General features: G+C 65.3%; 25 protein-coding genes and 1 riboswitch. Of the genes, 6 read left to right on the forward strand and 19 right to left on the reverse strand.

The features are described 5' to 3' along the window. Positions 1 to 3: 3 nt before the first annotated feature. A riboswitch (TPP riboswitch) is annotated at positions 4 to 103 on the reverse strand. A 67-nt stretch (positions 104 to 170) separates the two neighbouring features. Next, entirely contained in the window at positions 171 to 1,271 is a 1,101-nt protein-coding gene (aroC, locus tag QMG28_RS02375) for a chorismate synthase (RefSeq protein ID WP_281840563.1), read from the forward strand. A 1-nt stretch (position 1,272) separates the two neighbouring features. Further along, positions 1,273 to 2,211 carry an AEC family transporter gene (locus QMG28_RS02380; protein WP_281840564.1) on the forward strand — a complete coding sequence of 313 codons (939 nt, stop codon included), beginning with the start codon at positions 1,273 to 1,275 and terminating at the stop codon, positions 2,209 to 2,211. Here the strand turns inward: QMG28_RS02380 and QMG28_RS02385 are convergent. From QMG28_RS02385 to ade, 6 genes are all read right to left on the reverse strand, one after another. Continuing rightward, complete coding sequence (locus QMG28_RS02385; RefSeq protein ID WP_281840565.1) at positions 2,208 to 2,621, reverse strand: thioredoxin family protein; 414 nt, start codon at positions 2,619 to 2,621, stop codon at positions 2,208 to 2,210. The two genes, QMG28_RS02380 and QMG28_RS02385, sit on opposite strands and share 4 nt — an antisense overlap. A gap of 13 nt (positions 2,622 to 2,634) precedes the next feature. Further along, positions 2,635 to 3,330: a cytochrome c biogenesis CcdA family protein gene (locus QMG28_RS02390; RefSeq protein WP_281840566.1), complete on the reverse strand. Its 696-nt coding sequence runs from the start codon at positions 3,328 to 3,330 to the stop codon at positions 2,635 to 2,637. A gap of 46 nt (positions 3,331 to 3,376) precedes the next feature. After that, complete coding sequence (locus QMG28_RS02395) at positions 3,377 to 4,252, reverse strand: DMT family transporter (protein ID WP_281841049.1); 876 nt, start codon at positions 4,250 to 4,252, stop codon at positions 3,377 to 3,379. Positions 4,253 to 4,327: 75 nt separating this feature from the next. Then, on the reverse strand, positions 4,328 to 4,615 hold the full coding sequence (locus QMG28_RS02400; protein ID WP_281840567.1) for an HU family DNA-binding protein: 288 nt from the start codon (positions 4,613 to 4,615) through the stop codon (positions 4,328 to 4,330). A 139-nt stretch (positions 4,616 to 4,754) separates the two neighbouring features. Continuing rightward, the gene (locus QMG28_RS02405; protein ID WP_281840568.1) at positions 4,755 to 6,242 is read right to left on the reverse strand and encodes an AMP nucleosidase; all 1,488 of its coding nucleotides are present in this window, start codon (positions 6,240 to 6,242) and stop codon (positions 4,755 to 4,757) included. After that, positions 6,242 to 8,044 (reverse strand): adenine deaminase, encoded by a 1,803-nt coding sequence (gene ade, locus QMG28_RS02410; RefSeq protein ID WP_434784420.1) that lies wholly within the window; start codon positions 8,042 to 8,044, stop codon positions 6,242 to 6,244. The genes QMG28_RS02405 and ade overlap by 1 nt, the downstream gene beginning before the upstream one ends. 78 nt (positions 8,045 to 8,122) lie before the next feature. Here ade and QMG28_RS02415 point away from each other — a divergent pair, with 78 nt between their 5' ends. Beyond that, entirely contained in the window at positions 8,123 to 8,992 is an 870-nt protein-coding gene (locus tag QMG28_RS02415) for an SDR family oxidoreductase (RefSeq protein ID WP_281840570.1), read from the forward strand. Positions 8,993 to 9,040: 48 nt separating this feature from the next. Here QMG28_RS02415 and QMG28_RS02420 read toward each other — a convergent pair whose 3' ends face one another. From QMG28_RS02420 to QMG28_RS02450, 7 genes are all read right to left on the reverse strand, one after another. Beyond that, on the reverse strand, positions 9,041 to 9,229 hold the full coding sequence (locus QMG28_RS02420; protein WP_281840571.1) for a hypothetical protein: 189 nt from the start codon (positions 9,227 to 9,229) through the stop codon (positions 9,041 to 9,043). Positions 9,230 to 9,358: 129 nt separating this feature from the next. Then, a complete protein-coding gene (gene dxs, locus QMG28_RS02425; protein WP_281840572.1) occupies positions 9,359 to 11,287 on the reverse strand; it encodes a 1-deoxy-D-xylulose-5-phosphate synthase in 1,929 nt (642 codons plus the stop codon). 22 nt (positions 11,288 to 11,309) lie between these two features. Next, positions 11,310 to 12,170 (reverse strand): polyprenyl synthetase family protein, encoded by an 861-nt coding sequence (locus QMG28_RS02430; RefSeq protein ID WP_281840573.1) that lies wholly within the window; start codon positions 12,168 to 12,170, stop codon positions 11,310 to 11,312. Beyond that, complete coding sequence (locus QMG28_RS02435; RefSeq protein WP_281840574.1) at positions 12,170 to 12,412, reverse strand: exodeoxyribonuclease VII small subunit; 243 nt, start codon at positions 12,410 to 12,412, stop codon at positions 12,170 to 12,172. Before QMG28_RS02435 ends, QMG28_RS02430 begins: the two co-directional genes overlap by 1 nt. Beyond that, positions 12,409 to 13,344, reverse strand: coding sequence for a histone deacetylase family protein (locus QMG28_RS02440; RefSeq protein ID WP_281840575.1), 936 nt, complete (start codon positions 13,342 to 13,344; stop codon positions 12,409 to 12,411). Before QMG28_RS02440 ends, QMG28_RS02435 begins: the two co-directional genes overlap by 4 nt. Before the next feature lie 138 nt (positions 13,345 to 13,482). Then, positions 13,483 to 14,142, reverse strand: a complete 660-nt coding sequence (locus QMG28_RS02445) for a winged helix-turn-helix domain-containing protein (RefSeq protein ID WP_281840576.1) — start codon at positions 14,140 to 14,142, stop codon at positions 13,483 to 13,485. Continuing rightward, on the reverse strand, positions 14,139 to 14,642 hold the full coding sequence (locus QMG28_RS02450) for a MarR family winged helix-turn-helix transcriptional regulator (protein WP_281840577.1): 504 nt from the start codon (positions 14,640 to 14,642) through the stop codon (positions 14,139 to 14,141). The genes QMG28_RS02445 and QMG28_RS02450 overlap by 4 nt, the downstream gene beginning before the upstream one ends. Before the next feature lie 166 nt (positions 14,643 to 14,808). Between QMG28_RS02450 and QMG28_RS02455 the strand changes: the two genes are divergently transcribed. Further along, the gene (locus QMG28_RS02455) at positions 14,809 to 15,675 is read left to right on the forward strand and encodes a branched-chain amino acid aminotransferase (RefSeq protein ID WP_281840578.1); all 867 of its coding nucleotides are present in this window, start codon (positions 14,809 to 14,811) and stop codon (positions 15,673 to 15,675) included. Between the two features lie 65 nt (positions 15,676 to 15,740). Continuing rightward, positions 15,741 to 16,151: a hypothetical protein gene (locus tag QMG28_RS02460; RefSeq protein ID WP_281840579.1), complete on the forward strand. Its 411-nt coding sequence runs from the start codon at positions 15,741 to 15,743 to the stop codon at positions 16,149 to 16,151. Positions 16,152 to 16,219: 68 nt separating this feature from the next. On the opposite strand, the gene QMG28_RS02465 is transcribed toward QMG28_RS02460, so the two are convergent. The 4 genes from QMG28_RS02465 to mtgA all read right to left on the reverse strand — a co-directional run bounded on the left by QMG28_RS02465 (position 16,220) and on the right by mtgA (position 20,053). Further along, a complete protein-coding gene (locus QMG28_RS02465) occupies positions 16,220 to 17,260 on the reverse strand; it encodes a cytochrome-c peroxidase (RefSeq protein ID WP_281840580.1) in 1,041 nt (346 codons plus the stop codon). A gap of 282 nt (positions 17,261 to 17,542) precedes the next feature. Next, positions 17,543 to 18,580: a tRNA epoxyqueuosine(34) reductase QueG gene (gene queG, locus QMG28_RS02470; protein WP_281840581.1), complete on the reverse strand. Its 1,038-nt coding sequence runs from the start codon at positions 18,578 to 18,580 to the stop codon at positions 17,543 to 17,545. Next, entirely contained in the window at positions 18,577 to 19,242 is a 666-nt protein-coding gene (fzlA, locus tag QMG28_RS02475) for an FtsZ-binding protein FzlA (protein WP_281840582.1), read from the reverse strand. Before fzlA ends, queG begins: the two co-directional genes overlap by 4 nt. A 52-nt stretch (positions 19,243 to 19,294) precedes the next feature. After that, entirely contained in the window at positions 19,295 to 20,053 is a 759-nt protein-coding gene (mtgA, locus tag QMG28_RS02480; protein WP_281840583.1) for a monofunctional biosynthetic peptidoglycan transglycosylase, read from the reverse strand. Between the two features lie 129 nt (positions 20,054 to 20,182). Here mtgA and QMG28_RS02485 point away from each other — a divergent pair, with 129 nt between their 5' ends. Beyond that, positions 20,183 to 20,689 (forward strand): hydrolase, encoded by a 507-nt coding sequence (locus QMG28_RS02485; protein WP_281840584.1) that lies wholly within the window; start codon positions 20,183 to 20,185, stop codon positions 20,687 to 20,689. Between the two features lie 56 nt (positions 20,690 to 20,745). On the opposite strand, the gene gltB is transcribed toward QMG28_RS02485, so the two are convergent. Next, complete coding sequence (gene gltB / locus QMG28_RS02490; protein WP_281840585.1) at positions 20,746 to 25,287, reverse strand: glutamate synthase large subunit; 4,542 nt, start codon at positions 25,285 to 25,287, stop codon at positions 20,746 to 20,748. Next, positions 25,274 to 26,065, reverse strand: a complete 792-nt coding sequence (locus QMG28_RS02495; protein ID WP_281840586.1) for a hypothetical protein — start codon at positions 26,063 to 26,065, stop codon at positions 25,274 to 25,276. The genes gltB and QMG28_RS02495 overlap by 14 nt, the downstream gene beginning before the upstream one ends. Positions 26,066 to 26,096: the final 31 nt, after the last annotated feature.

Here is a 26,096-nt window from a genome sequence, read left to right on the forward strand (position 1 = left end):
CGGTAGGATGATCCTGACCTTCCCTCCGCCGGTCCTAACCGGTTCAGGTTCAACGGGTTCGCGGAATGCGTCTCAGCCCTTGCGGGCACCCCGAGGTGAGGGCGAAGCTACGCCTGAACGCTTGCCCCTGCAAGGCGAAACCCCTAGACGAAGCGGAAAGGAGCCGGGCCATGATGAATTCCTTCGGACATATCTTCCGCGTCACCACCTGGGGCGAAAGCCATGGGCCTGCGCTGGGCGCCACGGTCGATGGCGTGCCGCCGGGGGTGAAACTGGAGCCGGAGATGCTTCAGCATTGGCTCGACCGGCGCAAGCCCGGTCAGAACAGGTTCACCACCCAGCGGCGCGAGCCGGATGCGGTGAAGGTCCTCTCCGGCGTTTACGAGGGCGAAACCACGGGCACACCGGTGCAACTCATGATCGAGAACACCGATCAGCGCTCGAAGGATTACGGCGATATTGCCGAAAAGTTCCGCCCCGGCCATGCCGATATCACCTATTGGCTGAAATACGGAATCCGCGATCCGCGCGGCGGTGGCCGCTCGTCGGCGCGTGAAACGGCGGCGCGGGTGGCGGCGGGCGGCCTCGCCCGCGAGGTGCTGAAGGCGCTGGCGCCGGGGATCGAGATCCGGGGCTACATGACCCGGATGGGCGCGCACGGGATCGACCGCAGCCGCTTCGACTGGGACGAGATCGAGCGCAATCCGTTCTGGGTGCCCGATGCCGAGGCGGCGAAGACCTGGGAAGGCTATCTCGACGGGCTGCGCAAGGCGGGCAGTTCGGTGGGTGCGGTCTGCGAGGTGGTGGTGCGCGGCGCCCCGGCCGGGCTGGGTGCGCCGGTCTATGCCAAGCTCGATACCGATCTGGCCGCCGCGATGATGTCGATCAACGCGGTCAAGGGCGTCGAGATCGGCGAGGGGATGGCGGCGGCGATGCTGACCGGCGAAGAAAACGCCGATGAGATCAGTATGGGGCCAGACGGGCCGGTATACAGTTCGAACCATGCCGGCGGCATTCTCGGCGGCATCTCCACCGGGCAGGATATCGTCGTGCGCTTCGCGGTGAAGCCGACCAGTTCGATCCTGACGCCCCGCAAGACGATCACCAGATCGGGCGAACCCGCCGAGATCGTCACCAAGGGCCGGCACGATCCCTGCGTGGGCATCCGTGCGGTGCCGGTGGGCGAGGCGATGGCGGCCTGCGTGGTGCTCGACCATCTGCTGCTGCACCGCGCCCAGGTGGGCGACGGGCCGCGCGGACAGATCGGCTGAGATGCTCACGGTTTTTGGAATCACCTTTCCCATCTTCGCGATGGTCGCACTGGGCTACGCACTGGTGGCCAAAGGTGTGTTCAAATCCGCCGATATGCGCGTGTTCGGCGCCTATGTGATGAACATCGCACTGCCGGCCCTGATCTTCGAAGCGGTCGCCTCGCGGCCGGCACGCGAGGTGTTCAACCTGCCCTATATGGGGGTCTATCTCGCCGGGGCGCTGGCAACCGTGCTGATCGCCTTCCTGTGGTTTTCGGCCACCACCGATCCGGCTCGGCGCGGCGTGGCGGTGATGGGCTCGTCCTGCCCGAATTCCGGCTTTGTCGGCTACCCGCTCATGCTGATCCTGTTTCCCGACCTCGCGGGGCTGATCCTCGCCATGAACATGCTGGTGGAAAACGTGATCGTCGTGCCGCTGGCGCTGGTGATCATGGAGCTTGGCAAGCCAACCGGGGCGGGGCATCCGGCGGAGCGGGTGGTCAAGGTGCTGATCGGCGTGATCCGCCGGCCGATGGTGATCGGGATGCTGCTCGGGCTGGCGGTTTCGCTCACTGGGGTGCACCTGCCCGCGCCGGTCGACCGGCTTGCCTCGATGGTCGCGGCCTCGGCGGCGGCGCTGGCGCTGCTGGTCATCGGCGGCTCGCTGGCCGGGCTTCCGGTGCGTGGCAACCGTGCGCTTGCCGGGCAGATCATGGCGGGCAAGCTGCTGGTTCAGCCGGCCCTCACCTTCCTTGCCGTGCTCGGCCTCGGTGCGCTGGGCGTGGCGCTGACCGGCGATCTGCGCGCGGCGGCAATCCTTTCGGCGGCGGTGCCGATGTTCACCATCTACTCCGTCTTCGCGCAGGAAGTCGGCCAGGAAGGGCTTGCCTCGATCGCCCAGCTTGGCGCGACCGCGGCGGCGTTCGTCACGCTCAACCTGCTGTTGGCGGTGCTCACCTAGGCGCTGGCCACCGTCAGGGCCGCATCGAGCAGCGCCTTGATCTCGTCGTAGGAGGTGGCGGCCACCACCCTGCCGATCTCGCGCCGGTCCGGGCCGATGGCCACGAGGGTGGAGCGGCGCGGGATCCGGAGCGCCGCCGAAAGCTCGGATCGCCCGTAGGTGTCCCAGTCCACCACGATAAAGGTGATCTTTTCTTCATAGGCCGGGTTTTCGGCCTTCAGCTTGTCCATCACCCGGTGTTGGGCAATGCAGGTCGGGCACCAGGGGGCGAAGAAATCGACAAGGATCGTCTCGCCGGCATCCAGATGCCTGTCGATGGTGCCGGGCGTATAGGCCACCGGCGCGGCGAGAGCGATCCGGGGCAAAAGCGCGGCGGCGGGGAGGGTGGCAAGAAAGCTGCGGCGATGCATGGGTATACTCCTGTCAGATGGCGACCGAGAGGTCGATGAGCCAGCCGGGCATGTGGCCGAGCAGCCAGGCTTCGGCGGTGTGGTGAAGACGCAAGAGAACGGCGAGGCCAACCAGCACGAAAGCCGCGCCGAGAACGGGGCGGGCCAGCCCCGCAAAGCGGCGCAGCGTCGTGGCGCGCAGCCCGTAGGCAAAGGCCAGCATCAGCGACGAGACGCCGAGCGCGAAGCCGGCCATGATCATCCCGGCATGAACGAGGCTCTCACCCTGTGAGGCGAGCGCGATGGCGCCGCCGAGCGTTGGCCCGATGCAGGGGCTCCAGACGGCGCCGAGCAGCAGCCCGCCCGCGAACTGGCCCGCAAGCGAGGTGTGGTCGATGCCGTCCAGCCCGCTATCGGCCCGCGCCGCAAGCCCGGCGGTGGCGGTGGCGAAGACGGTGTTGAATTGCGGGACGAGCAGCACCAGGCCGAAGCCCAGCATCAGAACACCGCCGATCCGCGCCAGCACGTCTTCGGTCAGCCCGATGCTGTAGCCAACCGAGGTGATCAGCAGCCCGAAGGCGACGAAGGACAGGCTCATCCCGGCCACAAGCGCGACCGGGCCGAGGCGCGAGCTTTGCAGCGCCGTCGCCAGCACGATGGGCACCACCGGCAAGACGCAGGGATTGATCAGCGTCAGCAGACCCGCGGCATAGGCAAGCAGGTATTCCATGCCGCCAGAGTGACCGGTCTCGCCGCCGCTGTCATATGAATAGATTTCACGATGCCGTTGGCTTTTGTTTCGCCAGTTGCACCGCGAGGATGCCCACGGTCACGATGGCCACGCCGATCGCGTCGAGCAGCCCGAGTTTTTCGCCAAGCAGAACGGCGGCGATCGAGACGCCGAAGAACGGGTTGAGAAAGTGGAAGGTCGAGGCGCGGACCGGGCCGATCCGGCCGACCAGCGTGAACCAGACCCAGGTGGCGGCAAGACCGGGCACGAGCGTGGTGTAGACAAAGGCGGTGATAAGCTGCCAGCTCCAGGCGATCTCGAAGGTTTCGAGCCAGATCCCGAACGGCGCGAGCGCGACGGCGCCCACCAGCATCTGCAGCCCCACGACCATCAGCAGGTTGCCCCCGCCCGAGGCGGTGCGCACGGTGAGCGTGGCGATGGCGAGCGCGATGGCGGCGATGATGCACAGCACAAGCCCGGTCATATCCACCCCGCCCGAAATGCGGGTGCCCATGATCAGCGCCACCCCGGCAAAGCCGAGCAACAGCCCACCAAGCGCCAGCGGGGTCAGCTTGTCGCGGAACACCGCCCAGCCGAGGAAGGCCACGATGAGCGGCATGGTCGAGGCGATGATCGAGGCAAAACCCGCCTCGATCCACTGCATCGCGACGAAGTTGAGCCCCAGATAGAGCGCGTTCTGGCTGATCCCGAAGACAACGACCGAGATCCATTGCCCGCGCGTGAGCGAGATCTTCTGCCCGATACCCGCGGCGATGGCGATGCCGAGCAGGCCCGAGATCAGGAACCGGATCGCCAGCGAGCTGATCGGCGGCGCCGCGGCAACGATGATGCGCGCCGAGGTGAAGGCCGAAGACCACATGAAAACAAAGGCCAGGCCCATGAGGATGGACCGCATGTCGATGCGCAAGGGTTACACTCCCAATGAAAAGGGCCGCCGTTGGGCGACCCTGATCGAATTCCGAAGCTGTCGCAAGGATCAGCCGTTGGCGGCGTCCTTGAGGGCCTTCGCGATGGTGACCTTCACCACCTTGTCGGCCTCTTTCTTGATCTGCTCGCCGGTGGCCGGGTTGCGGACCATGCGCTCGGGGCGCTCACGCAGGTAGAACTTGCCGACGCCGGGAAGCGTCACGGCACCACCGCCCGACACTTCGCGGGTGATCACCGAAACGATGGCGTCGAGCGCGCCGGAAGCCGTTTTCTTGTCCGAGCCCATTTCCTCGGCCAGAGCGGCCACCAGTTGGGTCTTGGTCATCGGTTTCGCCATGTATTCTCTCCTCACATGTCCCTAGTACTTGGGGTTTCATTGGGCGCATTTAACGTGATGTAGGGGGGCTGCACAACAATTTGTGTGCGTTTTGGCCAGAAAAATAACGGGTATTGCGGGTTTTTGCCCCGATTTCGCGTCAGAGAAAGGCCGTTTCGTCGAACGAGCGCAGTTTCCGGCTGTGGATGCGCTCAAGCGGCATGTCGCGCAGGCGTTCCATCGCACGGATACCGATCAGCAGGTGGCGGCTGACCTGCGTGGTGTAGAACTCCGATGCCATCCCCGGCAGCTTCAACTCGCCATGCAGCGGTTTGTCGGAGACGCAGAGCAGCGTTCCGTAAGGCACGCGGAAGCGAAAGCCGTTGGCGGCGATGGTGGCGCTTTCCATGTCGAGCGCGACGGCGCGCGACTGGCTCAGGCGCAGCACCGGGCCGCTGTGTTCGCGCAGCTCCCAGTTGCGGTTGTCGAAGCTCGCCACGGTGCCGGTGCGCATGATCCGCTTCAGCTCGAACCCTTCCAGCTCGGTCACATCCGCCACCGCCGCTTCCAGCGCGATCTGGATCTCGGCCAGCGGCGGGATCGGCACCCAGGTGGGCAGATCGTCGTCGAGCACCTTGTCTTCGCGCAGATAGGCATGGGCGAGCACGAAATCGCCCAGCCGCTGCGAATTGCGCAGGCCGGCGCAATGGCCGACCATCAGCCAGGCATGGGGGCGCAGCACGGCGATATGGTCGGTCGCCGTCTTGGCGTTGGACGGTCCGACGCCGATATTCACCAGCGTGATGCCGCTGCCATCGGGGCGCTTGAGGTGATAGGTGGGCATCTGCGGCAGCTTGGGAAGCTGCGGAATCTCACCATCCGCCGTGGTGATCTCGGCATTTCCCGGCGCCACGAAGGCGGTGTAGCCACTGGCCGGATCGGCAAGCGCCTTGCGGGCGAAGCCTTCGAATTCTTCGACATAGAACTGGTAGTTGGTAAACAGCACGTGGTTCTGAAAATGCTCCGGCGTCGTCGCGGTGTAATGCGACAGCCGGGCCAGCGAATAGTCGATCCGCTGGGCGGTGAAGGGCGAAAGCGGTTCCGAGCCGTCCTCATGGGTGTAGCCAAGCCCGTTGACGATATCGTCGTTGGTGGTGGCAAGGTCGGGCACGTCGAACACGTCGCGCAGCGGAAAGGCCATCGCGCCTTCCTGCGGCACGGTGATGTCGGACCGGCCCGCCACGGCGAAATGCACCGGAATCGGTGTGGTCGACAGGCCCACATGGATCGGCACGTTGTGATTCTGGATCAGCAGGCGAAGCTGCTGGATCAGGTAATGGCGAAACAGATCGGGCCGCGTGACGGTGGCCGAATAGGTGCCCGGCCCGGCGACATGGCCGAACGAGAGGCGGGAATCCGTCTGGGCGTGCGATGTCGTGCGCAGCCGGATCTCGGGGTAATAGGCACGAAAGCGGCTCTCGGGCGCGCTGGCCGCCCGCGCGGCTTGCGAAAACTTCTCGGTCAGAAAATCGCAGGCCTGGTTGTACAGCTCTTCAAGCCGCGCCACCGCGGCGGCGGGGTCGGTGAAGGATGCGGTTTTCGGGATCGTCGGGGTGACGACCGGCAGAGTCAGGGGATTGACCGACATCAGGTCTCCTCGAACAAATCGGTGATTTCAAATTTCGTGACATCCACGAGGCCCAGATCGGAAATCCGTAGCTCCGGGATGACGACGAGCGCCAGAAGAGAATGCTGCATATAGGCGTTGTTGAGCGTGCAGCCGCATTCGGCCATCGCCTCGACCATCCGCCCGGCTTTCCGGGCCACCACCTGCGCGTGCTCTTCGCTCATCAGCCCGGCGATGGGCAGTTCGACAAGGGCAATCTCCTCGCCGTTGCGGAATACGGTGATGCCGCCGCCCACCTCGCCCAGCCGGTTGGCCGCCAGCGCCATGTTCTCGCGGTCGGTGCCGACGACGATCATGTGGTGGCTGTCATGTGCCACGGTCGAGGCCATCGCCATCTTGCCGGAATAGCCGAAGCCGGAGACGAAGCCATTGGTCACCCCGCCGGTGCCACGATGCCGCTCGACCAGCGCGATCTGGGCCACATCCCCCGGCGCGTCGGGCTGGACGATGCCGTCTTCCACCTGCAGATCGGCGGTCAGCGCCTTGGTCGGGGCCTGATTTTCGATCACGCCGATCACCTTGGCGGTGACGGTGTTGGCGCCGTCCGGCGCGGCGATCTCGAAATCCCCCGCGGACAGCGCCTTGCCGAGATGCACGGTGTTGCGGGCATGGTCGGGCCAGGCAAGATGCGGGGTGTCGACAAGCATGTCGCCGTCGCGCGCCACGAGCACGCCCCGGGCAATCACCTGCTCGATGGGCAGGCTGCGCAGATCGGAGGTCAGGATCGCATCCGCCCGCCGCCCCGGCGCGATCGAGCCGAGTTCACGCTCCAGCCCGAAATGGCTGGCGGTGTTGATCGTGGCCATCTGCAGCGCAACGATCGGCTCCGCCCCGCAGGCAATGGCATGGCGCACCACCCGGTTCATATGGCCCTCGTTCACCAGCGTGCCCGAGTGGCTGTCGTCGGTGCAGAGAATGAAGTTGCGCGGATCGAGCCCCTTTTCCGTCACTGCCGTGATCTGGCTTTCAACGTCATACCAGGCCGAGCCGAGCCGCATCATCGACCGCATCCCCTGACGCACGCGGGCAATGGCGTCGGCCTCGCAGGTGCCTTCGTGGTCATCGGCGGGGCCGCCGGCGGCATAGGCATGGAAGGCGGGGCCGAGGTCGGGGCTGGCATAGTGCCCGCCCACGGTCTTGCCCGCCATTTGTGTGGCGGCGATCTCGGCCAGCATCTGCGCATCGCCGGCGACGACGCCGGGAAAGTTCATCATCTCGCCCAGCCCGATGATGCCGGGCCAGGTCATCGCCTCGGCCACGTCTTCGGCGCTGATGGCAAAGCCGGTGGTTTCCAGCCCTGGCGCCGAGGGCGCGCAGGAGGGCATCTGGGTGAAGATGTTGACGGGCTGCATCAGCGCCTCGTCATGCATCAGCCGCACGCCCTCAAGCCCCATCACATTGGCGATCTCATGCGGGTCGGTGAACATGGTCGTGGTGCCGTGCGGGGTCACGGCGCGGGCAAACTCGGCGGGCGTCAGCATCCCGGATTCGATGTGCATATGCGCATCGCACAGGCCCGGAATCAGGTAGCGCCCGTCTGCCTCGATCACCACGGTGTCGGGGCCGATGCAATGCGAGGCATCGGGGCCGACATAGGCAAAGCGCCCCTCGGCGATGGCAACCTGCCAGCCGTCGAGCACCTCGCGGCTCTGGACATTCACGAGCTTTCCGCCCCGGATCACGGTATCGGCCGGTTCACGGCCAGCGGCGACGGCGACGAGGCGCGGGGCGGCTTCGGCCCAGGATTTGATCATCTGGTTCATCATGGACCAATAGTGTGGAATCGGGTGCCGAGCGCAAGCCCTCTTGCATCGCCCGGGCGCAGCGCCAAGATGCCGCCCATGACACAGACAATGCTCATTTTCGGACACGGGTTTTCCGCTCAGGCGCTGACCCGGCTGTTGCTGCCGCAAGGCTGGCGGGTGATCGGCACCACACGCTCGCCGGAAAAGGCCGCGGCGCTCGGGGCAGAAGGGGTCGAGGCGATGGTCTGGCCGGGCAGCGACATGGGCGCCGCGCTTGCGGATGCCACGCATCTTCTGCTCTCCGCCGCGCCTGACGATGCCGGCGATCCGGTGCTGGCCGCGCTTGCCGACGAGATCGCGGCGAACGCGGCGCATCTCGATTGGGTCGGCTATCTGTCCACCACCGGCGTCTATGGCGATCATCAGGGCGGCTGGGTGGACGAGCGCACGCCGCTCACCCCGGCCACCCGGCGTGGCCGTCAGCGGGTGCTGGCCGAGGGCCAGTGGCAGGCGCTGGCAGAGGCCGCCGGGCTGCCGCTGCACATTTTCCGGCTGGCCGGGATCTACGGGCCGGGGCGCGGACCCTTCGCCAAGGTGCGGCGCGGCACGGCGCGGCGGATCGTCAAGCCGAACCAGGTGTTCTCGCGCATCCATGTGGAGGATATCGCGCAGGTTCTGGCCGCATCCATCGCCCGGCCCAACCCCGGCGCGGTCTATAACGTCTGCGATAACGAGGCGGCCCCGCCCGAAGACGTGCTGAGCCATGCCGCCGGTTTGCTGGGCCTCCCGCTGCCGCCGGAAGAGGACTACGCCACGGCGGAGATGACGCCGATGGCGCGCAGTTTCTATGCCGAGTCAAAACGTGTGCGCAACGACCGGATCCGGGAAGAACTGGGCGTGACCCTGCGCTATCCGACCTATCGCGAAGGGCTCGCCGCGCTTCTGGCGCTGGAGCAAAAAGAATAGGGCGCCCCCCGGCGCCCTATTCCCAACCGTTACCCTTGTTCGGTGCGTTCAGAGCAGCAGCATGCTCAGGCCGACCGAGATCACGAAGAACGCGGGCGGGATGACATGCTGGTTGACCGACGAGGTGGCGGCCTGCTGAACGACAACATCTGCCTCGATCACCGGTTCGGCGAGCGAGCCGGCCGTGGCTGCCGACGCTGCGGCAGCAAACACAGCACCGAGAACAAGCTTTTTCATTTTATTCCCCAAGTCTGAGCAATTGGATGCCTGATTGTTGCTGCGCGAGCAGGCGAAGTCCAGCCGAAGCCGCTCCACCGCGTCGGGTTTCGCGCGACTGTTGCAACAAGGTGCCGGATCGGGCGCCGGTCAGGCGCGTTTGGCCCCGATATCGGCGATCCCGAGCGCTTCAAGCACCTTCGCCTCGATGTCGGCCGCCGTCAGATGCGCGTCTTCGTACATCTGGTCGGGGCTGCCATGGTCGATGAACGTATCCGGCAGCACCATCGACCGGTAGCGCAACCCGTGGTCGAAGGCGCCATGTTCGGCCAGAAGCTGCGCCACATGGCTGCCGAAGCCGCCGACGGCGCCCTCCTCGATGGTGATCAGCACTTCATGGTCGCGGGCGAGGCCAAGGATCAGCTCTTCATCCAGCGGCTTCATGAAACGGGCATCCGCCACCGTCGGCGTGATGCCGCGCTGGGCAAGCTTCTCGGCGGCGCCGCGGGCGTGATCGAGCCGGGTGCCGAGCGAAAGGAGCGCCACGCGCTTGCCTTCCTCGACGATCCGGCCCTTGCCGATTTCAAGCACCTTCGGCACCTCGGGCATATCCACGCCCACACCCTCGCCGCGCGGGTAGCGCACGGCGCTGGGCCGGTCGTCGATCGCATGGGCGGTGGCGACCATATGCATCAGCTCGGCCTCGTCGGAGGGCGACATGATGACAAAACCCGGAAGGTTGCCAAGATAGGCAAGGTCGAAGCTGCCGGCATGGGTCGCGCCGTCCTGCCCGACCAGCCCGGCGCGGTCGATCATGAAGCGCACCGGCAGGCGCTGGATCGCCACATCATGCACCACCTGGTCGTAACCGCGCTGCAGGAAGGTGGAGTAAAGCGCGCAAAACGGCTTCATCCCGCCCGCCGCGAGCCCGGCGCAGAAGGTCACCGCATGTTGTTCGGCAATACCCACATCGAAGGTGCGGGTTGGGTAGCGGTCGGCCATCATGCCCACGCCGGTGCCATCGGGCATCGCGGCGGTGATGGCGCAAACCTTGTCGTCGGCCTCGGCGAGCTGGGTCAGCACCTTGCCGAACACGCTGGTATAGGAGGGCGCGTTCGACGCCTTCTTGTGCTGCTTGCCGGTCACCATGTCGAACTTGCCGGTGGCATGGCCCTTGTCGGCGGCGGTCTCGGCGGGGGCGTAGCCTTTGCCCTTCTGGGTGATCACATGCAGCAGAACCGGCCCGGTGGCGCGGTCGTGCACGGTGCGCAGCACGCCGACGAGATGCTCGATATCGTGCCCGTCGATCGGCCCGATATAGGAAAATCCGAGCTCTTCGAAGATCGTGCCGCCCACGGTCATGCCCTTGAGCATTTCCTTGGCCCGGCGCGCACCTTCCTGGAACGGTTCGGGCAGCAGCTTCACCGCGCCCTTGGCGGCGGCCTTGAGTTCCTGAAACGGCTCGGCCTCGTAGAGACGGCTCAGATAGGTCGAGAGCGCGCCAACCGGCGGCGCGATGGACATGTCATTGTCATTGAGGATGACGAACATGCGCTTCTTGAGGTGGCCGGCATTGTTCAGCGCCTCGAAGGCCATGCCGGCGGTCATCGACCCGTCGCCGATCACCGCGACGGCGTCGCCAAGCGCCGGGTCGGGCGTGCCGCCCAGCTCGCGCGCCATGGTAAAGCCCGTCGCCGCCGAGATCGAGGTCGAGCTGTGGCCGGCGCCGAACGGGTCGTAAGGGCTTTCCGTCCGCTTGGTGAAGCCCGACAGGCCGCCGCGCTGGCGCAGGGTGCGGATACGGTCGCGCCGGCCGGTAAGGATCTTGTGCGGATAGACCTGGTGGCCCACATCCCAGATCACGCGGTCGCGCGGCGTGTCGAAGATGTGGTGCAGCGCAACCGTCAGTTCGACCACGCCAAGGCCCGCGCCGAGATGCCCGCCGGTCTCCGAGACGGCGCTGATCGTCTCCGTCCTGAGCTCGTCGGCGAGCTGCCGCAATTCGGGCAGGCTCAGAGCCTTCATGTCGGCGGGCGACTTGATCCGGTCGAGGAGCGGCGTGGCGGGGCGGTCGGACATGCGATGACCTACTTCAAAAATCTCAAGTTTTACGCGCAATAACGAAGCGGGCGGCTTCCCGCAAGGTTTCGGCTTCTACGCCATAGGGCGATAGTGACTCGCAAGCCTCATCGACAAGCTCGCCTGCGCGGGTTTTCGCCGCTTCCAGCCCGAGGAGTGAGACGAAAGTGGCCTTGCCGGCATCGGCGTCCTTGCCCACGGCCTTGCCCACGGTTGCCGCGTCGCCCTCCACGTCGAGCACGTCATCGGCAATCTGGAAGGCCAGGCCCAGCGCCTCGCCGTAGCGGGCGAGCGGGGCGGTGTCTTCGCCTGCCAGCATCGCGCCGGCCATCGCCGACCAGCGAATGAGCGCGCCGGTCTTGCCGGCCTGCAGCGTGATGATCTCGTCGAGGGTCAGCGGCGTGTGGGCTGTCTCGGCGGCGATGTCGAGCGCCTGGCCCAGCACCATGCCGCGCGCGCCGGCCGCCTGCGCCAGCGTGCCCGCAAGCGTCACGCGCGCCTCGGCTGTGCCCACCTCGTCGCGCATCAGCAATTCGAAAGCGATGGTTTGCAGCGCGTCGCCGACGAGGATCGCGGTGGCCTCGTCCCACTTCCTGTGCACGGTCGGCTGGCCCCGGCGCAGATCGTCGTCATCCATCGCCGGCAGATCGTCATGCACGAGGCTGTAAGCGTGGATCGCCTCGATCGCGGCGGCGGGGAAGCGGGCGGCGCTTTCGGGCACACCAAGCATCCGTGCGCCTTCGAGCACGAGAAAGCCGCGCAGCCCCTTGCCGCCGCGCACGGCATAGGCCATCGGCCCGGCCATCGGTCCGGTTCCGGGCAGGGCTTCCTGCAGACAGGCGCGGGCGGTGGCGGCAGCTTGGCCCAGGCGTTCGGGAAACATCAGAGACCTTCGACGGGCTTGGTTCCGGCGGGATTTCCATCCGCATCGAGCGTGATCGCGGCAACCTTTTCCTCGGCTTCCTTGAGCTTGACTTCGCAGCGCGCCTTCAGCGCCGCGCCGCGCTCGTAGAGCTTGATCGACTGATCCAGCGCCACGTCGCCGCGTTCGAGCTGGCCGACAACGGCCTCAAGCTCCGCCATCGCCTCTTCGAAGCTCATCTCGTTCACCGGCTTGTCGGTCATTCGCCTCGCTCCATCAGAACTTCCACATGCAGGCCGACGCTGTCGGCCAGGGCTTCCAGATCATATCCGCCCTCAAGTGTCGAGACCACCCGGCCCGCGCAGCAATCGTCGGCAAGATCGCAGATGCGGTGGGTGATCCAGCCGAAATCCCCGGTCGTCCAGTGCAGCCCGGCCAGCGGATCGCGGGCATGGGCATCGAATCCGGCCGAGACCAGAACCAGCTCGGGGTTCCAGTCCTTGACCCAGGGCAGAATCTCGCCATCCCAGGCCGCCCGCATCTTGTCGCCGCCGGTGCCTTCGTGCAGCGGCACGTTCCTGATCTGCAAGTAGGCGCCGCGTTCATGGGCGGCTCCGGTGCCGGGGAAGAGCGGCATCTGGTGCGACGACGCAAAGTGAATGCGGCTTTCGTTCCAAAGCACATCCTGCGTGCCATTGCCGTGATGCACGTCGAAATCCAGCACCGCCACACGGTTCAGCCCGTGTGTTTCCAGCGCGTGGAGCGCCGCGATGGCCACGTTGGAAAACAGGCAAAACCCCATCGCCTTCGCGCGCTCCGCGTGGTGACCGGGCGGGCGCATACCGACGAAGGCGTTCCTGACCTCGCCGGCCATCACCGCATCGACCGCCGCGGTCACGCCCCCCACCGCCCGCAGCGCGGCTTCCCACGAGCCCGGCGACATGGTGGTGTCGGGGTCGATCTGGGTCCAGCCCTCATCGGGCAGGTTGTCGTGCAGCGTGTCGAAATACACTTTGGGATGTGCCCGGCGGATCATCTCCTCGGTGCCCAGCGGCGCTTCGCGCCGGTCGAGCGCGGCGAAACCGGGCGCGGCAAGAGCGGCCTCGATGGCTTTCAGCCGCGCGACCTGTTCGGGGTGGCCGGGCGGATTGACGTGATTGAGGCAGGCGGGATGGGAATAGTAGGCGGTGGTCATGGAGCGACCATGAACCTTTCGCGCGGCGGTGCCAAGATGGCGGCGTCAATTCACTGGAACCGTTAGCGCTACCATTATATAAATCAGTCAGATAAGCCCATGTGCAACCTCGCCCGTCCCGGCAGCGGGCGGCCGGGTTCAGTCCACCACCAGCATGTAACCGGACCCGCGCACGGTCTGCAGGTGGCGCGGGTTTTTCGGATCGGCCTCGACCTTGCGGCGCAACCGGGTGATCTGCACATCCACGGCGCGGGCCTTGGCGTGGAGCCCCTCCCGCCCGAGCCGGGCAACCAGCTCCCCCCGCCCGACCGGCTGCCCCGGCTTCTCGGCGAAGATACGCATGAGCTGGATCTCGGTCGCGGTAAGGCGCACCGGCGTGGCATCGTCCATCAACGCGCCGCTTTCGACGTCGAAGCTGAGCGGCCCGAGCCGCAATATGCGCGGACCCGGCGCAGGGGGTGGTGGGCGGCGGTCGAGAATCCCGTTGATCGTTTCGCACAGCGCCTTCGGCTCGAAGGGCTTGGCGATGGCGTTGGTATCCTTGGGCGCCGGTGCTCCTTTTTCGGTGAGGCAGAGCACCGGCGTGGCGAGCGCGGCGCGCAGGGTATTTGCGCCCGGCAGCTGGGCGTCGAGCAGGATCAGGTCGAATTCAAGGCCCGAAAGCAGGCGCCCGGCATGGGCTTCGTCGCGGGCGGCGCTGACGAGGAAGCCCTGGGTTTTCAGGTATTGGCGCAGGAGGTCGCGCAGGCGTTCGTCGCGGTCGATGACAAGCAGGTGGGCAGGGGCCTGCTCGGTCATTCGTCGCGATCCCGCATCGCGTTGAAATGGCGGCGTATGCTTGGGTCCATCATCGCTTCGAGTACAGTGCGGAACCCGCGCACCGCCTCCGGACCGGCCTCGCGGTACGCGCCGCGCATCCGTTCGCGCTGGACTTCGGAAAGCTCGCGCTCCAGATTCACGCCGGCTTCGGTAAGAAACAGGTTGCGCTCGCGTTTGTCGCGGGTGCCGACATGGGCTTCGACCAGGCCGTCATCCATGAGCGTGCGCAGTACGCGGTTGAGCGATTGCTTGGTGACGCCGAGGATCGACAGCAGGTTATTGACGGTGGTGCCCGGGGAGCGGTGGATGAAATGGATGGCCCGGTGATGGGCGCGGCCCAGCCCGTATTTTTCAAGGATACGATCGGGGTCGGCGGTGAAGCCGCGATAGGCGAAGAACATCGCCTCGATCCCCTGGCGGAGTTGCTCGTCGGTCAGGAAGAGAAGCTGCGGGCCGCCGGGCCCAGGTCTGTCGGTCATGCGCGCGCCTCCCTCGCGTTCGCTTTCCACTTCGTTTTATGTCAGTCTTATTGACATTCCAAGACTCAACTGGTAGCGAAACGCGGATTTCGCGAAATATTATGTCCGCTTCGGACCTTTCGCGGCAACATGTGAAAAGCCCGCAGGGCCAATGAGGAGTCTGACTATGGCGGCGTATGACGATCGCGACGGCAAGATCTGGATGGATGGCAAGCTTGTGGACTGGCGTGATGCGAAGGTACACATCCTGACCCATGCCATGCATTATGCCTCGTCGGTGTTCGAGGGCGAGCGGGCTTATGGCGGCAAGATTTTCCTCTCGCGCAAGCACAGCGAACGGCTGATCCGGTCGGGTGAAATGATCGACATGACGATCCCCTGGACCGTCGACCAGATCGAGGAGGCCAAGTATGAGGTGCTCAAGGCCAACGGGCTGACCGATGCCTATGTGCGCGCCGTTGCCTTCCGGGGTGCGGGCGAGGATATGGGCGTAAGCTCGGCGCGCAACCCGATCCGGCTTGCCGTCGCGGCCTGGGAATGGGGCAGCTATTACGGCGACGCGAAGTTCAAGGGTGCCAAGCTCGACATCTCCAAATGGAAGCGCCCGAGCCCCGAGACGATCCCGACCGCCGCCAAGGCTTCGGGCCTCTACATGATCTGCACGATCTCGAAACACGCCGCCGAGGCGAAGGGCTGTTCGGATGCGCTGTTCTTCGACTATCGCGGTTATGTCGCCGAGGCGACCGGGGCGAATGTGTTCTTCGTGAAAGACGGCGAAGTGCACACGCCGCTTCCGGATGCGATCCTGAACGGGCTTACCCGCCAGACGGTGATCGGGATGCTCAAGGATCGCGGAATCGCGGTGCATGAGCGCCATATCATGCCGGAAGAAATGGAGGGGTTCGAGCAATGCTTCCTCACCGGATCGGCGGCGGAAGTCACGCCGGTGGGCGAGATCGGCCCCTATACGTTCGAGGTTGGCACGCTGACCCGCGAGATTTCGGATGCCTACGAGAAGCTGGTGCGGAGCTGATCGCGCTTCACGCTTCCTAAAGCCTTCGCCTCTAGGGTGGCGCATAGCGCAACCCGGAGGCGGAGATGCCGCAACGCCAGCGTTTGGCCTACCTGATCCTGCTGATCGCCGTGGTGGTGATGCCCACGGCGATGTCGCTCGCGTGGTACGCGATCTCGCGCGACCCGAATCTCAGGCCGCTCGGGATCACCAAGCAGGCGCTCTATGCCTATAACGGCGGCGGCGACGGCGTGGAGATCGTGGCTGTCGTCGACTGGCCCGCGTCGGATACGGGTGAACGGTCGCGGGCGCAGCTTACGCGGGCGCTGACGGAGTCTTTTGCGGCAAAGGGGGTAGAAATCCGCATCGAGTTCCGGGCCGGGCAGGCGGCGGGCCAGGTGACCTACATTATCGGCAAGTCAGTTCTCGGCCCCTATCCCACCACCCGGGCGGCGGAGGGGATCTCGGCTGCGGTCGAGGCGTTCCGGATGTACTGACCCCGGCAATCCGAAAGGGGGAAGGGCCGGCACATAGGCCGGCCCTTCCGTGCTCCGCGAGTGTGGGATTACTGCGGGAGGACTTCTGCGGTGGGACGCGGGGTCGTCGCGGTTTCGGCCGGGAGCACCGGGGTCGTGATTTCGGGCACCGTGCCGGTGAGGCTGCCGAGGAAGGCAACGATCTGATCGGCTTCCGGGTCGCTCAGCTCTTCGCCAAGCTGGCTTTCGGCCATGATCTGCACGGCGACCTTGAGATCCCAGACCTTGCCGGAGTGGAAGTAAGGCGCGGTGACGGCCACGTTGCGCAGCGGCGCGGCGCGGAACACGTATTCGTCGTCAACCGTATCGGTGACGGCGAAGCGGCCACGGTCGCCTTCCGGCAGCACGTCGGCGCCCGGCTTTTCGATCAGGCCGAACGGGAAGTAGCCTTCGCCACCGATGTTGATGCCGGCATGGCAGGCGATGCAGCCCTTGTCGATGAACAGCTGCAGACCGGCTTTTTCGTCATCGTTGAGCGCGCCTGCGTCACCGTTGAGGTAAGCATCGAACGGCGCCGGGGTGAGCAGGGTGGCTTCAAACGCTTCGATCGCGCGCGCCATGTTGTCGAACGAGACCGAATCCGGCGCGCCGAAGGCAGCTTCGAACATCGACACATAGGCCGGCATCGAGTTCAGCGTCGCTTCGACGTTGGCCGGCGTGTTGGCCATTTCGACACCCGCCTGGATCGGGCCCTTCGCCTGCGCCTTGAGGTCGTCGGCGCGGCCATCCCAGAACTGGGCGACGTTGAACACGGCGTTCAGCACGGTCGGCGAGTTGCGCGGGCCGGCCTGCCAGCCATGACCGATCGAGGTTTCCAGGTTGTCGTCGCCGCCGGTGGTCAGGTTGTGGCACGAATAGCACGAGAAGACGCCCGAAGCCGACAGACGCGGATCGAAGAACAGCATCTTGCCGAGCTCGATCTTTTCTTCGGTGATCGGGTTGTCGGCGACGGCCGGAACCGTCGACGGGAGAGGTTTGAAGTAATCGACGGCCTCGTCCATCAGCTCATCCGCAAATGCGGGTGTGGCCAGGGCGGTGGTCGCCAGCAGAGCTACTGCAAGTCGTTTCATGTGGATCCTCCATCTAGCTTGCCGCAAGAGACAAAAAGAGCGGGTTTTCGTCGTTGACCTAGATCAATTCTAAATCCAATTCGGACCCTATGATTGACCTCGAAAGCGGCGAATCAAAGTCGCAACTTCCCCTTAACATATCGTTAAAATACAAGTTCTTAGAGGCGCTGCGCCAAGAATGGTATGTGCGGGAATCGGGGGATATATCTGCATCCTATAGATGTGCGAGACAGGATGTCGCACTCGTATGGCGGGCGGATGGGCCGCGGGTGCCTGTTGGGGTCATCGAAGCCGCGAGAGCGCCCAGTGCGCCGCGTCGGCGAGCGCCGGATCGGGGTCGTCGGCGAGCGCGGCCAGCGCCGGGGCAAGCGATGCATCGCCGGAATTTCCGATCGCGTAGGCAACGTTGCGCAGGAACCGTGCGCGACCGATCCGCTTGATCGGCGAGCCCGAAAACGTCTCACGGAACGCCGCATCGTCCAATGCCGCGAGATCGGCCAGCGGTGGCGCGGCAAGGTCGTCGCGGGCGTGGTAGCGGGCTTCCTGCGCCTTGGCGGCGTATTTGTTCCACGGGCAGGCGGCGAGGCAATCGTCGCAGCCATAGATCCGGTTGCCGAGGGCGGGGCGCAACTCTTCCGGCACCGGGCCTTTGTGCTCGATGGTGAGGTAGGAGATGCAGCGCCGTGCGTCGAGCTGGCCGGGGGCGGGGAAGGCATGGGTCGGGCAGGCATCGAGGCAGGCGGTGCAGCTGCCGCAATGGTCGCGGCCTGGCGCGTCCACCGGCAAAGCCAGCGTGGTGAAGATCGCGCCGAGGAAGAACCAGTTGCCAAGCTCGCGCGAGAGCAGGTTGGTGTGCTTGCCCTGCCAGCCGATCCCGGCGGCGGCGGCCAACGGCTTTTCCATCACCGGCGCGGTGTCGACGAAGACCTTGATTTCGGTGTCCGGCCCGGCCTCGTCGATCAGCCAGCGGCCAAGCCGCTTGAGGCGTTTCTTGACGATGTCGTGGTAATCGCGGTTCTGGGCGTAGACGCTGATCGCGCCCCGGTCGGGGTGGCGCAGCACCTCGCGCGGGTCGTGTTGCGGTGTGTAGGGTTCGGCCAGCATGATGACCGAGCGGGCCTCGGGCCAGAGCGCTGCCGGGTTGCCGCGCCAATGCATCCGTTCGGCCATCCAGCCCATGTCGCCGTGCCAGCCGTTGCCGACGAAGCTGGCGAGGCGGCCTGCGATTTCAGGCACCGCATCTGGCCGGGTGATTCCGGCCGCGGCAAAGCCTTCTTCACGGGCCCGGTCGAGAAGTTTCTGCCTGAGCGCGCCGGTCAAAAATCCAGGTCCGCATAATGCGGCGGGGGCGGGAAACCGGGCACCTGATCGGCGAGGATCGAGCGGAAGGCGGGGCGCGACTTGATCTTGGAATACCACTCGCGGACATTGGCGTTCCGGTCCCAGTCCACGTCGGAGATATAGTCGAGCGAAGACAGATGCGCGGCGGCGGCGAAATCGGCGAGGGTCATGTTGTCGCCGGCGAGCCAGCGGCGCATGTCGAGGAGCCAGCCCATATAGTCGAGGTGATACTTGATCGCCTTCGCGCCGGCCTTGACGTTGTGGCTGTCGGGATAGCCCTGGCCGGTCACCTTCTTGTTCACCCGTTCGTAGAGCAGTTTCGAGGTGACCTCGTCGTGAAACTTGTCGTCGAACCAGGTTACCAGCCGGCGCACTTCATAGCGCCCTTCGGGGTCGGTCGGCATCAGCGGCGGGTTGGGGTAGCGCTCTTCGATATATTCGTTGATCGCCGCGCTTTCGCTCAGGGTCTTGCCGCCGAGCTTGAGCACCGGCACCTTGCCCGCCGGGTTGCGGCGCAGGAATTCGGCCGACTTTTCCCAGTAGCGCTCCTCGATCAGCTCGACCTCGATCTTCTTTTCGGCCAGCGACAGGCGCACCTTCCGGCAGAAGGGCGAGAGGGGGAAGTGAAACAAGCGGTTCATGGATCGCGGTTCTCTAGATTGCCAATGGTTGTGGCGCGAAATGCCGGCGCATTCAATCCTCGAAACAGGCTGCGCGCCCGTCGAGGCGGATTGTCTCCGCCCCGTCGCGGATACTTGCCGAGCGGTTCAGGATGAATTGCGTCGGCTGGGCGGCGGAGCGGTCTTTCGGATTGGGCAGAATGGCGGCGAGCCGGGCGGCCTGATCGGCGTTCAGATCGGCGGCGGATTTGCCGAAATACTGGCGGGCCGCGGCCTCGACGCCGAACACGCCGGTGTCGAACTCGATCATGTTGAGATAGACTTCGAGAACCCGTCGCTTGCTCCAGATCAGCTCGACGATGGGGGTAATCACCGCTTCGAATGCCTTGCGCGGCCAGCTTCGGGCGGGCCAGAGATACACGTTCTTGACCGTCTGCTGCGTGATCGTGGAGGCGCCCCGGCTCTCGCCTTCGGCGATGACCTGCCGGATCGCGGTCATGTCAAAACCCCAATGCGCGCAGAAGTTCGCATCTTCCGCCGCGACCACCGCGCGGACCATCACCGGCGCGATCTCTTCAAGGTCGACCCAGTCGCGCCTGACTTCGCCAAGCCGGGCCTTCTCGGAGGCGATGTAGAGCGTCGTGGGCGGATTGACGAAGGTATAGAGCAGGGTCACCGTGAGGACGGCGGTGAAAAAGACGATCAGCGCCAGTCTCAACCAGCGCCAGACAAAGCCGGTGACGCGGCCCAGGTAGCGGCGCAGCAGCCGCCAGAGGCCGCGCAGGATGCCAAACGTCAGCGACGGCGGCCTGGTATCGTCCGGTTGTGTCATGGCTCCTTGTCCACATGCCCGCATGGCCGGTCAAGACCCGCGAACCGGCAGACCCTGGCCGATCCTGCCCGGCATCAAAGCGCGGGCCGCCGGCTTTCGCTATACTTGGGCAGTGGAAAGGAGAGAGCGATGCCCTACGATTCTGTGCCCTTCTATGACATGAACGATAACGAAACCGGCTGCTGCCCGAGGTTCAATCCCAAGGATTGGGACGGGTTGGAGTTGCACTTCGACAATAAGCTGTTCGTGCGGGCGGTGACCCATGCGGTATTTCACGTGCCGATCGACATGGGTAAGGTATTCCAGCGCGTACAGGACCATCTGGAAGCGGTGAATGCCTTCGATCCCAACGACTTCTTTATCCTGTCGAAAGATCTGGGCGCCTGGACCTCCGAGCATTTCTTCACCGCGTCGCGTGAGGTGCCGGGTGAAGACATGGTCCGGCTGTCGGGCGATTACGTGACCAAGGTGTTCGATGGTCCCTATTCGGAGGCCAAGGACTGGTACGACCAGATGAAAGCCCTTGCGGCTGCGCGCGGAAACCCTGATGGCGAGGTGTATTTCTACTACACGACGTGCCCGAAATGCGCGCAGCATTACGGGCATAATTACGTCGTCGGTTTCGCGCAGGCGTAACGCGAAGGGGGCGGCCCGAAGACCGCCCCCTGGTCATATGTGATGCGGGTTCCGGCTTACTCGGCCGGGATCGCGTCTTCTTTCAGCGAGAGCGGCGCGGCGAGGTGCGGCAGCATCTCTGTCGGGCAGATCTGGACGAAATTGCCCTTCTCGCCTTCCCAGTTTTGCAGGATCTGGTGCGCCTTCACGCTGGATGTCTCGTCTGCGTGGCGCAGGATGAGTTCCTTGAGCTCGTGTTCCCAGTGATCCACCGTCACCGGCGCGGTAACCAGCGTTTCCATGTTCAGGTAGTCGCTGGCGGTGCCGTCCGGATCGTAGACATAGGCCATGCCGCCGGTCATCCCGGCGCCGAAATTGGCGCCGATATCGCCGAGGATCACCGCGACGCCGCCGGTCATGTATTCGCAGCCGTTCGAGCCGCAGCCCTCGATCACCACCTTGGCACCCGAGTTTCGCACCGCGAAGCGTTCGCCGGCGCGGCCCGAGGCGAAGAGGTAGCCATCGGTAGCGCCGTAGAGCACCGTGTTGCCGATGATGGTGTTTTCATCGGCGACGAGCGGCGAGCACATCGGCGGGCGCACCACGATGGTGCCGCCCGACAGGCCCTTGCCCACGTAATCGTTGGCATCGCCCGACACTTCGAGCTTCAGGCCGGGCGCGGCGAAGGCCCCGAGCGACTGGCCGCAGGAGCCGGTGAGCTTCACGGTCAGGTGGTCGGGCTGCAGGTTGTTGCGCATCCCGAAATTGCGCACGATATGGCTGGAGACGCGGGTGCCGATGGTGCGGTCGGTGTTGCGCACCGCATATTGCAGCTGCATCTTCTCGCCGTCGTTCAGGAAGCGCGCGGCATCCTTCACGATCTCGGCGTCGAGCGTGTCGGGCACCTCGTTGCGCGGGCGGTCGAGATCATAGGCGATATGGTCGGTGGTATCGACCGTCACCAGAAGCGGGTTCAGATCGAGATCGTCCAGATGCGAGGCGCCACGGCTGACCTGGGTGAGCAGATCGGCCCGGCCGATCACCTCGTCCAGCGAGCGGGCACCGATCCGGGCAAGGATCTCGCGCACTTCCTGAGCGTAGAAAGTGATCAGGTTCACCACCTTGTCGGCATTGCCGGTGAACTTGGCGCGCAGGTCTTCACGTTGGGTGCAGACCCCCACCGGACAGGTGTTGGACTGGCACTGGCGCACCATGATGCAGCCCATCGCGATCAGCGCGGCGGTGCCGATGCCGAATTCCTCGGCTCCCATCATCGCCGCCATCACGATATCGCGCCCGGTGCGCAGGCCGCCATCGGTGCGCAGGGTCACGCGCGAGCGCAGGTTGTTCATCGCCAGCACCTGGTGGGCTTCGGTCAGGCCCATCTCCCACGGCAGGCCGGCGAACTTGATCGAGGTGGCCGGCGAAGCGCCGGTGCCGCCATTGGCGCCCGAGATCAGGATCACGTCGGCCTTGGCCTTGGCCACGCCGGCGGCGATGGTGCCGACGCCGGACGACGCCACCAGCTTCACCGTGACCTTGGCGCGGGGGTTGATCTGCTTGAGGTCATAGATCAGCTGCGCGAGGTCTTCGATCGAGTAGATGTCATGGTGCGGCGGCGGGCTGATCAGCGTCACGCCCTTGGTGGAGTGGCGCAGCCGGGCGATCAGATCGGTGACCTTGATGCCGGGAAGCTGGCCGCCCTCGCCGGGCTTGGCGCCCTGCGCCACCTTGATTTCCAGCTCTTCGCACTGGTTGAGGTATTCCGCCGTCACGCCGAAGCGGCCCGAGGCCACCTGCTTGATCTTGGCAGAGGGATTGTCGCCGTTCGGCTCCGGCACGAAATGCGCCGGATCCTCGCCGCCCTCGCCGGAGTCCGACTTGGCGCCGATCCGGTTCATGGCGACGTTGAGCGCCTTATGCGCTTCCGGCGACAGTGCGCCGAGCGACATGCCGGGGGTGACGAAGCGCTTGCGGATCGCGGTGATGCTTTCCACCTCTTCGAGCGGAATCGGCGTGCCGAGCGGCTTGATGTCGAGCATGTCGCGCAGATGGATCGGCGGATTGGCCTGCATCATCGCGGAATACTTCTTCCACATCTCGAAGCTGGCACGGTCGCAGGCCGATTGCAGCAGGTGCATCGCCTGAGCGCCCCAGGCATGGGCTTCGCCGCCTTTGCGGGCCTTGTAGAAGCCACCGATGGGCAGCACGTTGGTGCCCTGCGCGCGCCAGCCTTTTGCGTGGATTTCCACCAGCTTCTTCTGGATGCCGCCAACGCCGATGCCCGAGATCCGCGAGGTCATGCCGGGGAAGAACTCGTGCACCATCGCGCGCGAGAGGCCCACGGCCTCGAAGTTGAGGCCGCCACGGTAGGACGAAACCACCGAAATCCCCATCTTCGACATGATCTTGAGCAGGCCCTGGTCGATCGCTTCGCGATAGCCGCGCACCGCGTCGGTGAGCGTCATGTCGAGCAGGCCGCGTTCGATCCGGTCGGCAAGGCTGTCTTCAGCGAGGTAGGCGTTCACCACCGTCGCGCCGCAGCCGATGAGCACCGCGAAGTAATGCGGATCAATCGCCTCGGCCGAGCGGACATCGAGCGAGGTGAAAGTGCGCAGGCCCTGGCGGGTCAGCCAGGAATGCACCGCGCTGGTGGCGAGGATCATCGGCATCGGCACGCGATCTTCGTTCTGGAGCATGTCGGAGAGCACGATATGGCCGGCGCCGGAGCGCACCGCGTCTTCGGCCTCCTCGCGAATGCGGGTCAGCGCGTCGCGCAGCGCCGTCGGTCCGCTATCGGCGGGGAAGGTGCAGTCGATCTCGGCCATCGGCGCGGTGAAATGGGTGCACAGTTCCTCAAATTGTGCGTTCCCGACAAAGGGGCTTTCGAGCACGAGGATCTGGGTCTGTGCGCCGACCTCGTCGAGCACGTTCTTGAGGTTGCCGAACCGCGTCTTGAGGCTCATCACGCGGTATTCGCGCAAGGAGTCGATCGGCGGGTTGGTGACCTGGCTGAAGTTCTGCCGGAAGAAGTGCGAGAGGTTGCGATACTGGTTCGACAGAATCGCCGCAGGGGTATCGTCGCCCATCGAGCCGATGACTTCTTTGCCGTCCTCGGCCATCGGCGCGAGCACCTGTTCAAGATCTTCGAGCGTGTAGCCCGCCGCGATCTGGCGCTTGCGCAGCTCGGCGCCGGAGAAAAGCTGCTTCTCCTCGACGCGCGACAGGTCTTCCTCGATGTCGTTGATGTGCTGGACCGCATCGCCAAAGGGGCGCGAGGCGGCGAGCTTGTCCTTGATCTCGCTGTCGTGGAACAGCAGGCCCTCTTCCATATCGACGGCAAGCATCTGGCCGGGGCCGAGCGCGCCTTTCTCGATCACGGTGGCTTCATCGGTGGGCACCATGCCCGCTTCGGACCCGGCGATCATCAGCCCGTCGCCGGTGACGACATAGCGCATCGGGCGCAACCCGTTGCGGTCGAGCCCGGCGCAGACCCAGCGGCCATCGGTCATCGCCAGCGCGGCGGGGCCGTCCCACGGCTCCATGGTGGAGTTGGCGTAGGAATACATGTCGGCCCAGGCTTTCGGCATGTCGCCGGTCTGCTTCGACCAGGCTTCGGGCACGAGCATGACCTTGGCCATCGGTGCCGAGCGCCCGGCGCGCACCAGCACCTCGAACACCGAGTCGAGCGCCGCCGAGTCCGAGCTGCCATGCGGCACGATCGGCTTGATCTCCTCCGCCAGATCGCCAAAGGCCGACGACGCCATGCGGATCTCGTGGCTCTTCATCCAGTTGAGGTTGCCCTTCAGCGTGTTGATCTCGCCGTTATGGGCGAGCATGCGGAACGGCTGGGCCAGCCACCATTGCGGGAAGGTGTTGGTCGAATAGCGCTGGTGATAGATCGCAAAGGCGCTTTCGAAGCGTTCGTCCATCAGGTCGGGGTAGAACACGGCGACCTGTTCGGCGAGCATCATGCCCTTGTAGATGATCGAGCGGCAGGACAGCGAGGCGAGGTAGAGTTCGCGCACGCCCTGCGATACCGCAGCCTTCTCGATCCGGCGGCGGATGACGTAAAGTTCGCGCTCGAAGGTTTCCTCGTCCACGCCCTTGGAGTTCGAGATGATGATCTGTTCGATCTCGGGCCGCGTCGCGTTCGCCTTTTCGCCGAGGCAGGCGATGTTCACCGGCACACCGCGCCAGCCATAGATGTAATAGCCGAGCTTGAGCACCTCGGTTTCGACGATGGTCCGGCAGGTTTCCTGCGCGCCGAAATCGGTGCGGGGCAGGAAGACCTGACCCACGGCGATCTGCTCTTCCGGGCGTGGCTCGTGGCCGGTGCGGCGGATCTGGTCGTGGAAGAAGGCCTGCGGGATCTGCACATGGATACCCGCGCCGTCGCCGGTCTTTCCGTCGGCGTCGACGGCGCCGCGGTGCCAGACCGCCTTCAGCGCGTCGATGCCGTTTTCGACCACCTTGCGCGACGGCTTGCCGTCGATCGACACGACGAGGCCGACGCCGCAGGAGGCGTGTTCGTGCTCTTCGCGATACATGCCATTCTCGGCAAGCCAGGCGCGGCGGGCTTCTTCTTCGGCCATCCAGCTATCGTCATACTTGGTCATGGTCGGTCTCCATCGCGGGAAAATCGTCGGGGGTGGGCAGGATGGGCGCGGTCAGCGCGGCGTCCTGCCGGGTGCATTCGTAAAGCGGCGTGGTCAGGCCAAAGCCGGCCTCGCCGGGGCGGATGATGTCGAGCGGGCTGCTGTCATACTCGGCCTCGCTGCCGTCTTCGCCGAAGACGGTCTCGGTGCCGAGAAAGAAATGCCCGAGCTCGCGGGAGAAATACTGCATCCCCTGCGCGCGGTACTCGGACTGGCCTTGCTCGCCCATGATTTCAAGCCGCGTGCGCACGAGGTCGAGGGTGTAGCCGTCGATCTCGGTTGTCTCGCCGGTGAGCATATCGGCCCCTGTCACGCGGATATCGTAGGTTGCGTCCGGCTCCGAACGCCGCATCGCGAAATCGTAGGTGTCGATCCCGGTATCGAGCAGCGTCGCCACGTCGATCGGGTCATTGGCCGGAGGCAGGTATTCTTCGCGCGAGCTGTCCCACGAATAGGCGCTTTCGATCCATTGGTAGCTCCGGCTGTAGTTCACCAGCGCTTCCAGCCCTTCCGGGCCGAACGAGGCTTCGGAGAAGTCGCCGTCCGGCGCGACATCGCAGCGCCACAGGAGCGAGACGCTGCATCCCTTGCTCTGCACGGTCAGAAAGGCTTCGCAGCCGGCAGGCAAGGGGAAGTCGGCCGCCGCTGCCGGGGTGGCGAGCAATATCGCAAGGGTGGGCCCGAGGAGGGCCCGCCCTGCCCCGTGGCCGGGGCGATATGCGAAGATGCGTGCGGTCATGGCGTCGTCATCGTTGTTCTGCCGGTGTGTG

The sequence above is a fragment of the Sinisalibacter aestuarii genome (assembly GCF_027923545.1).
In the GTDB taxonomy this organism is placed as follows: domain Bacteria; phylum Pseudomonadota; class Alphaproteobacteria; order Rhodobacterales; family Rhodobacteraceae; genus Sinisalibacter; species Sinisalibacter aestuarii.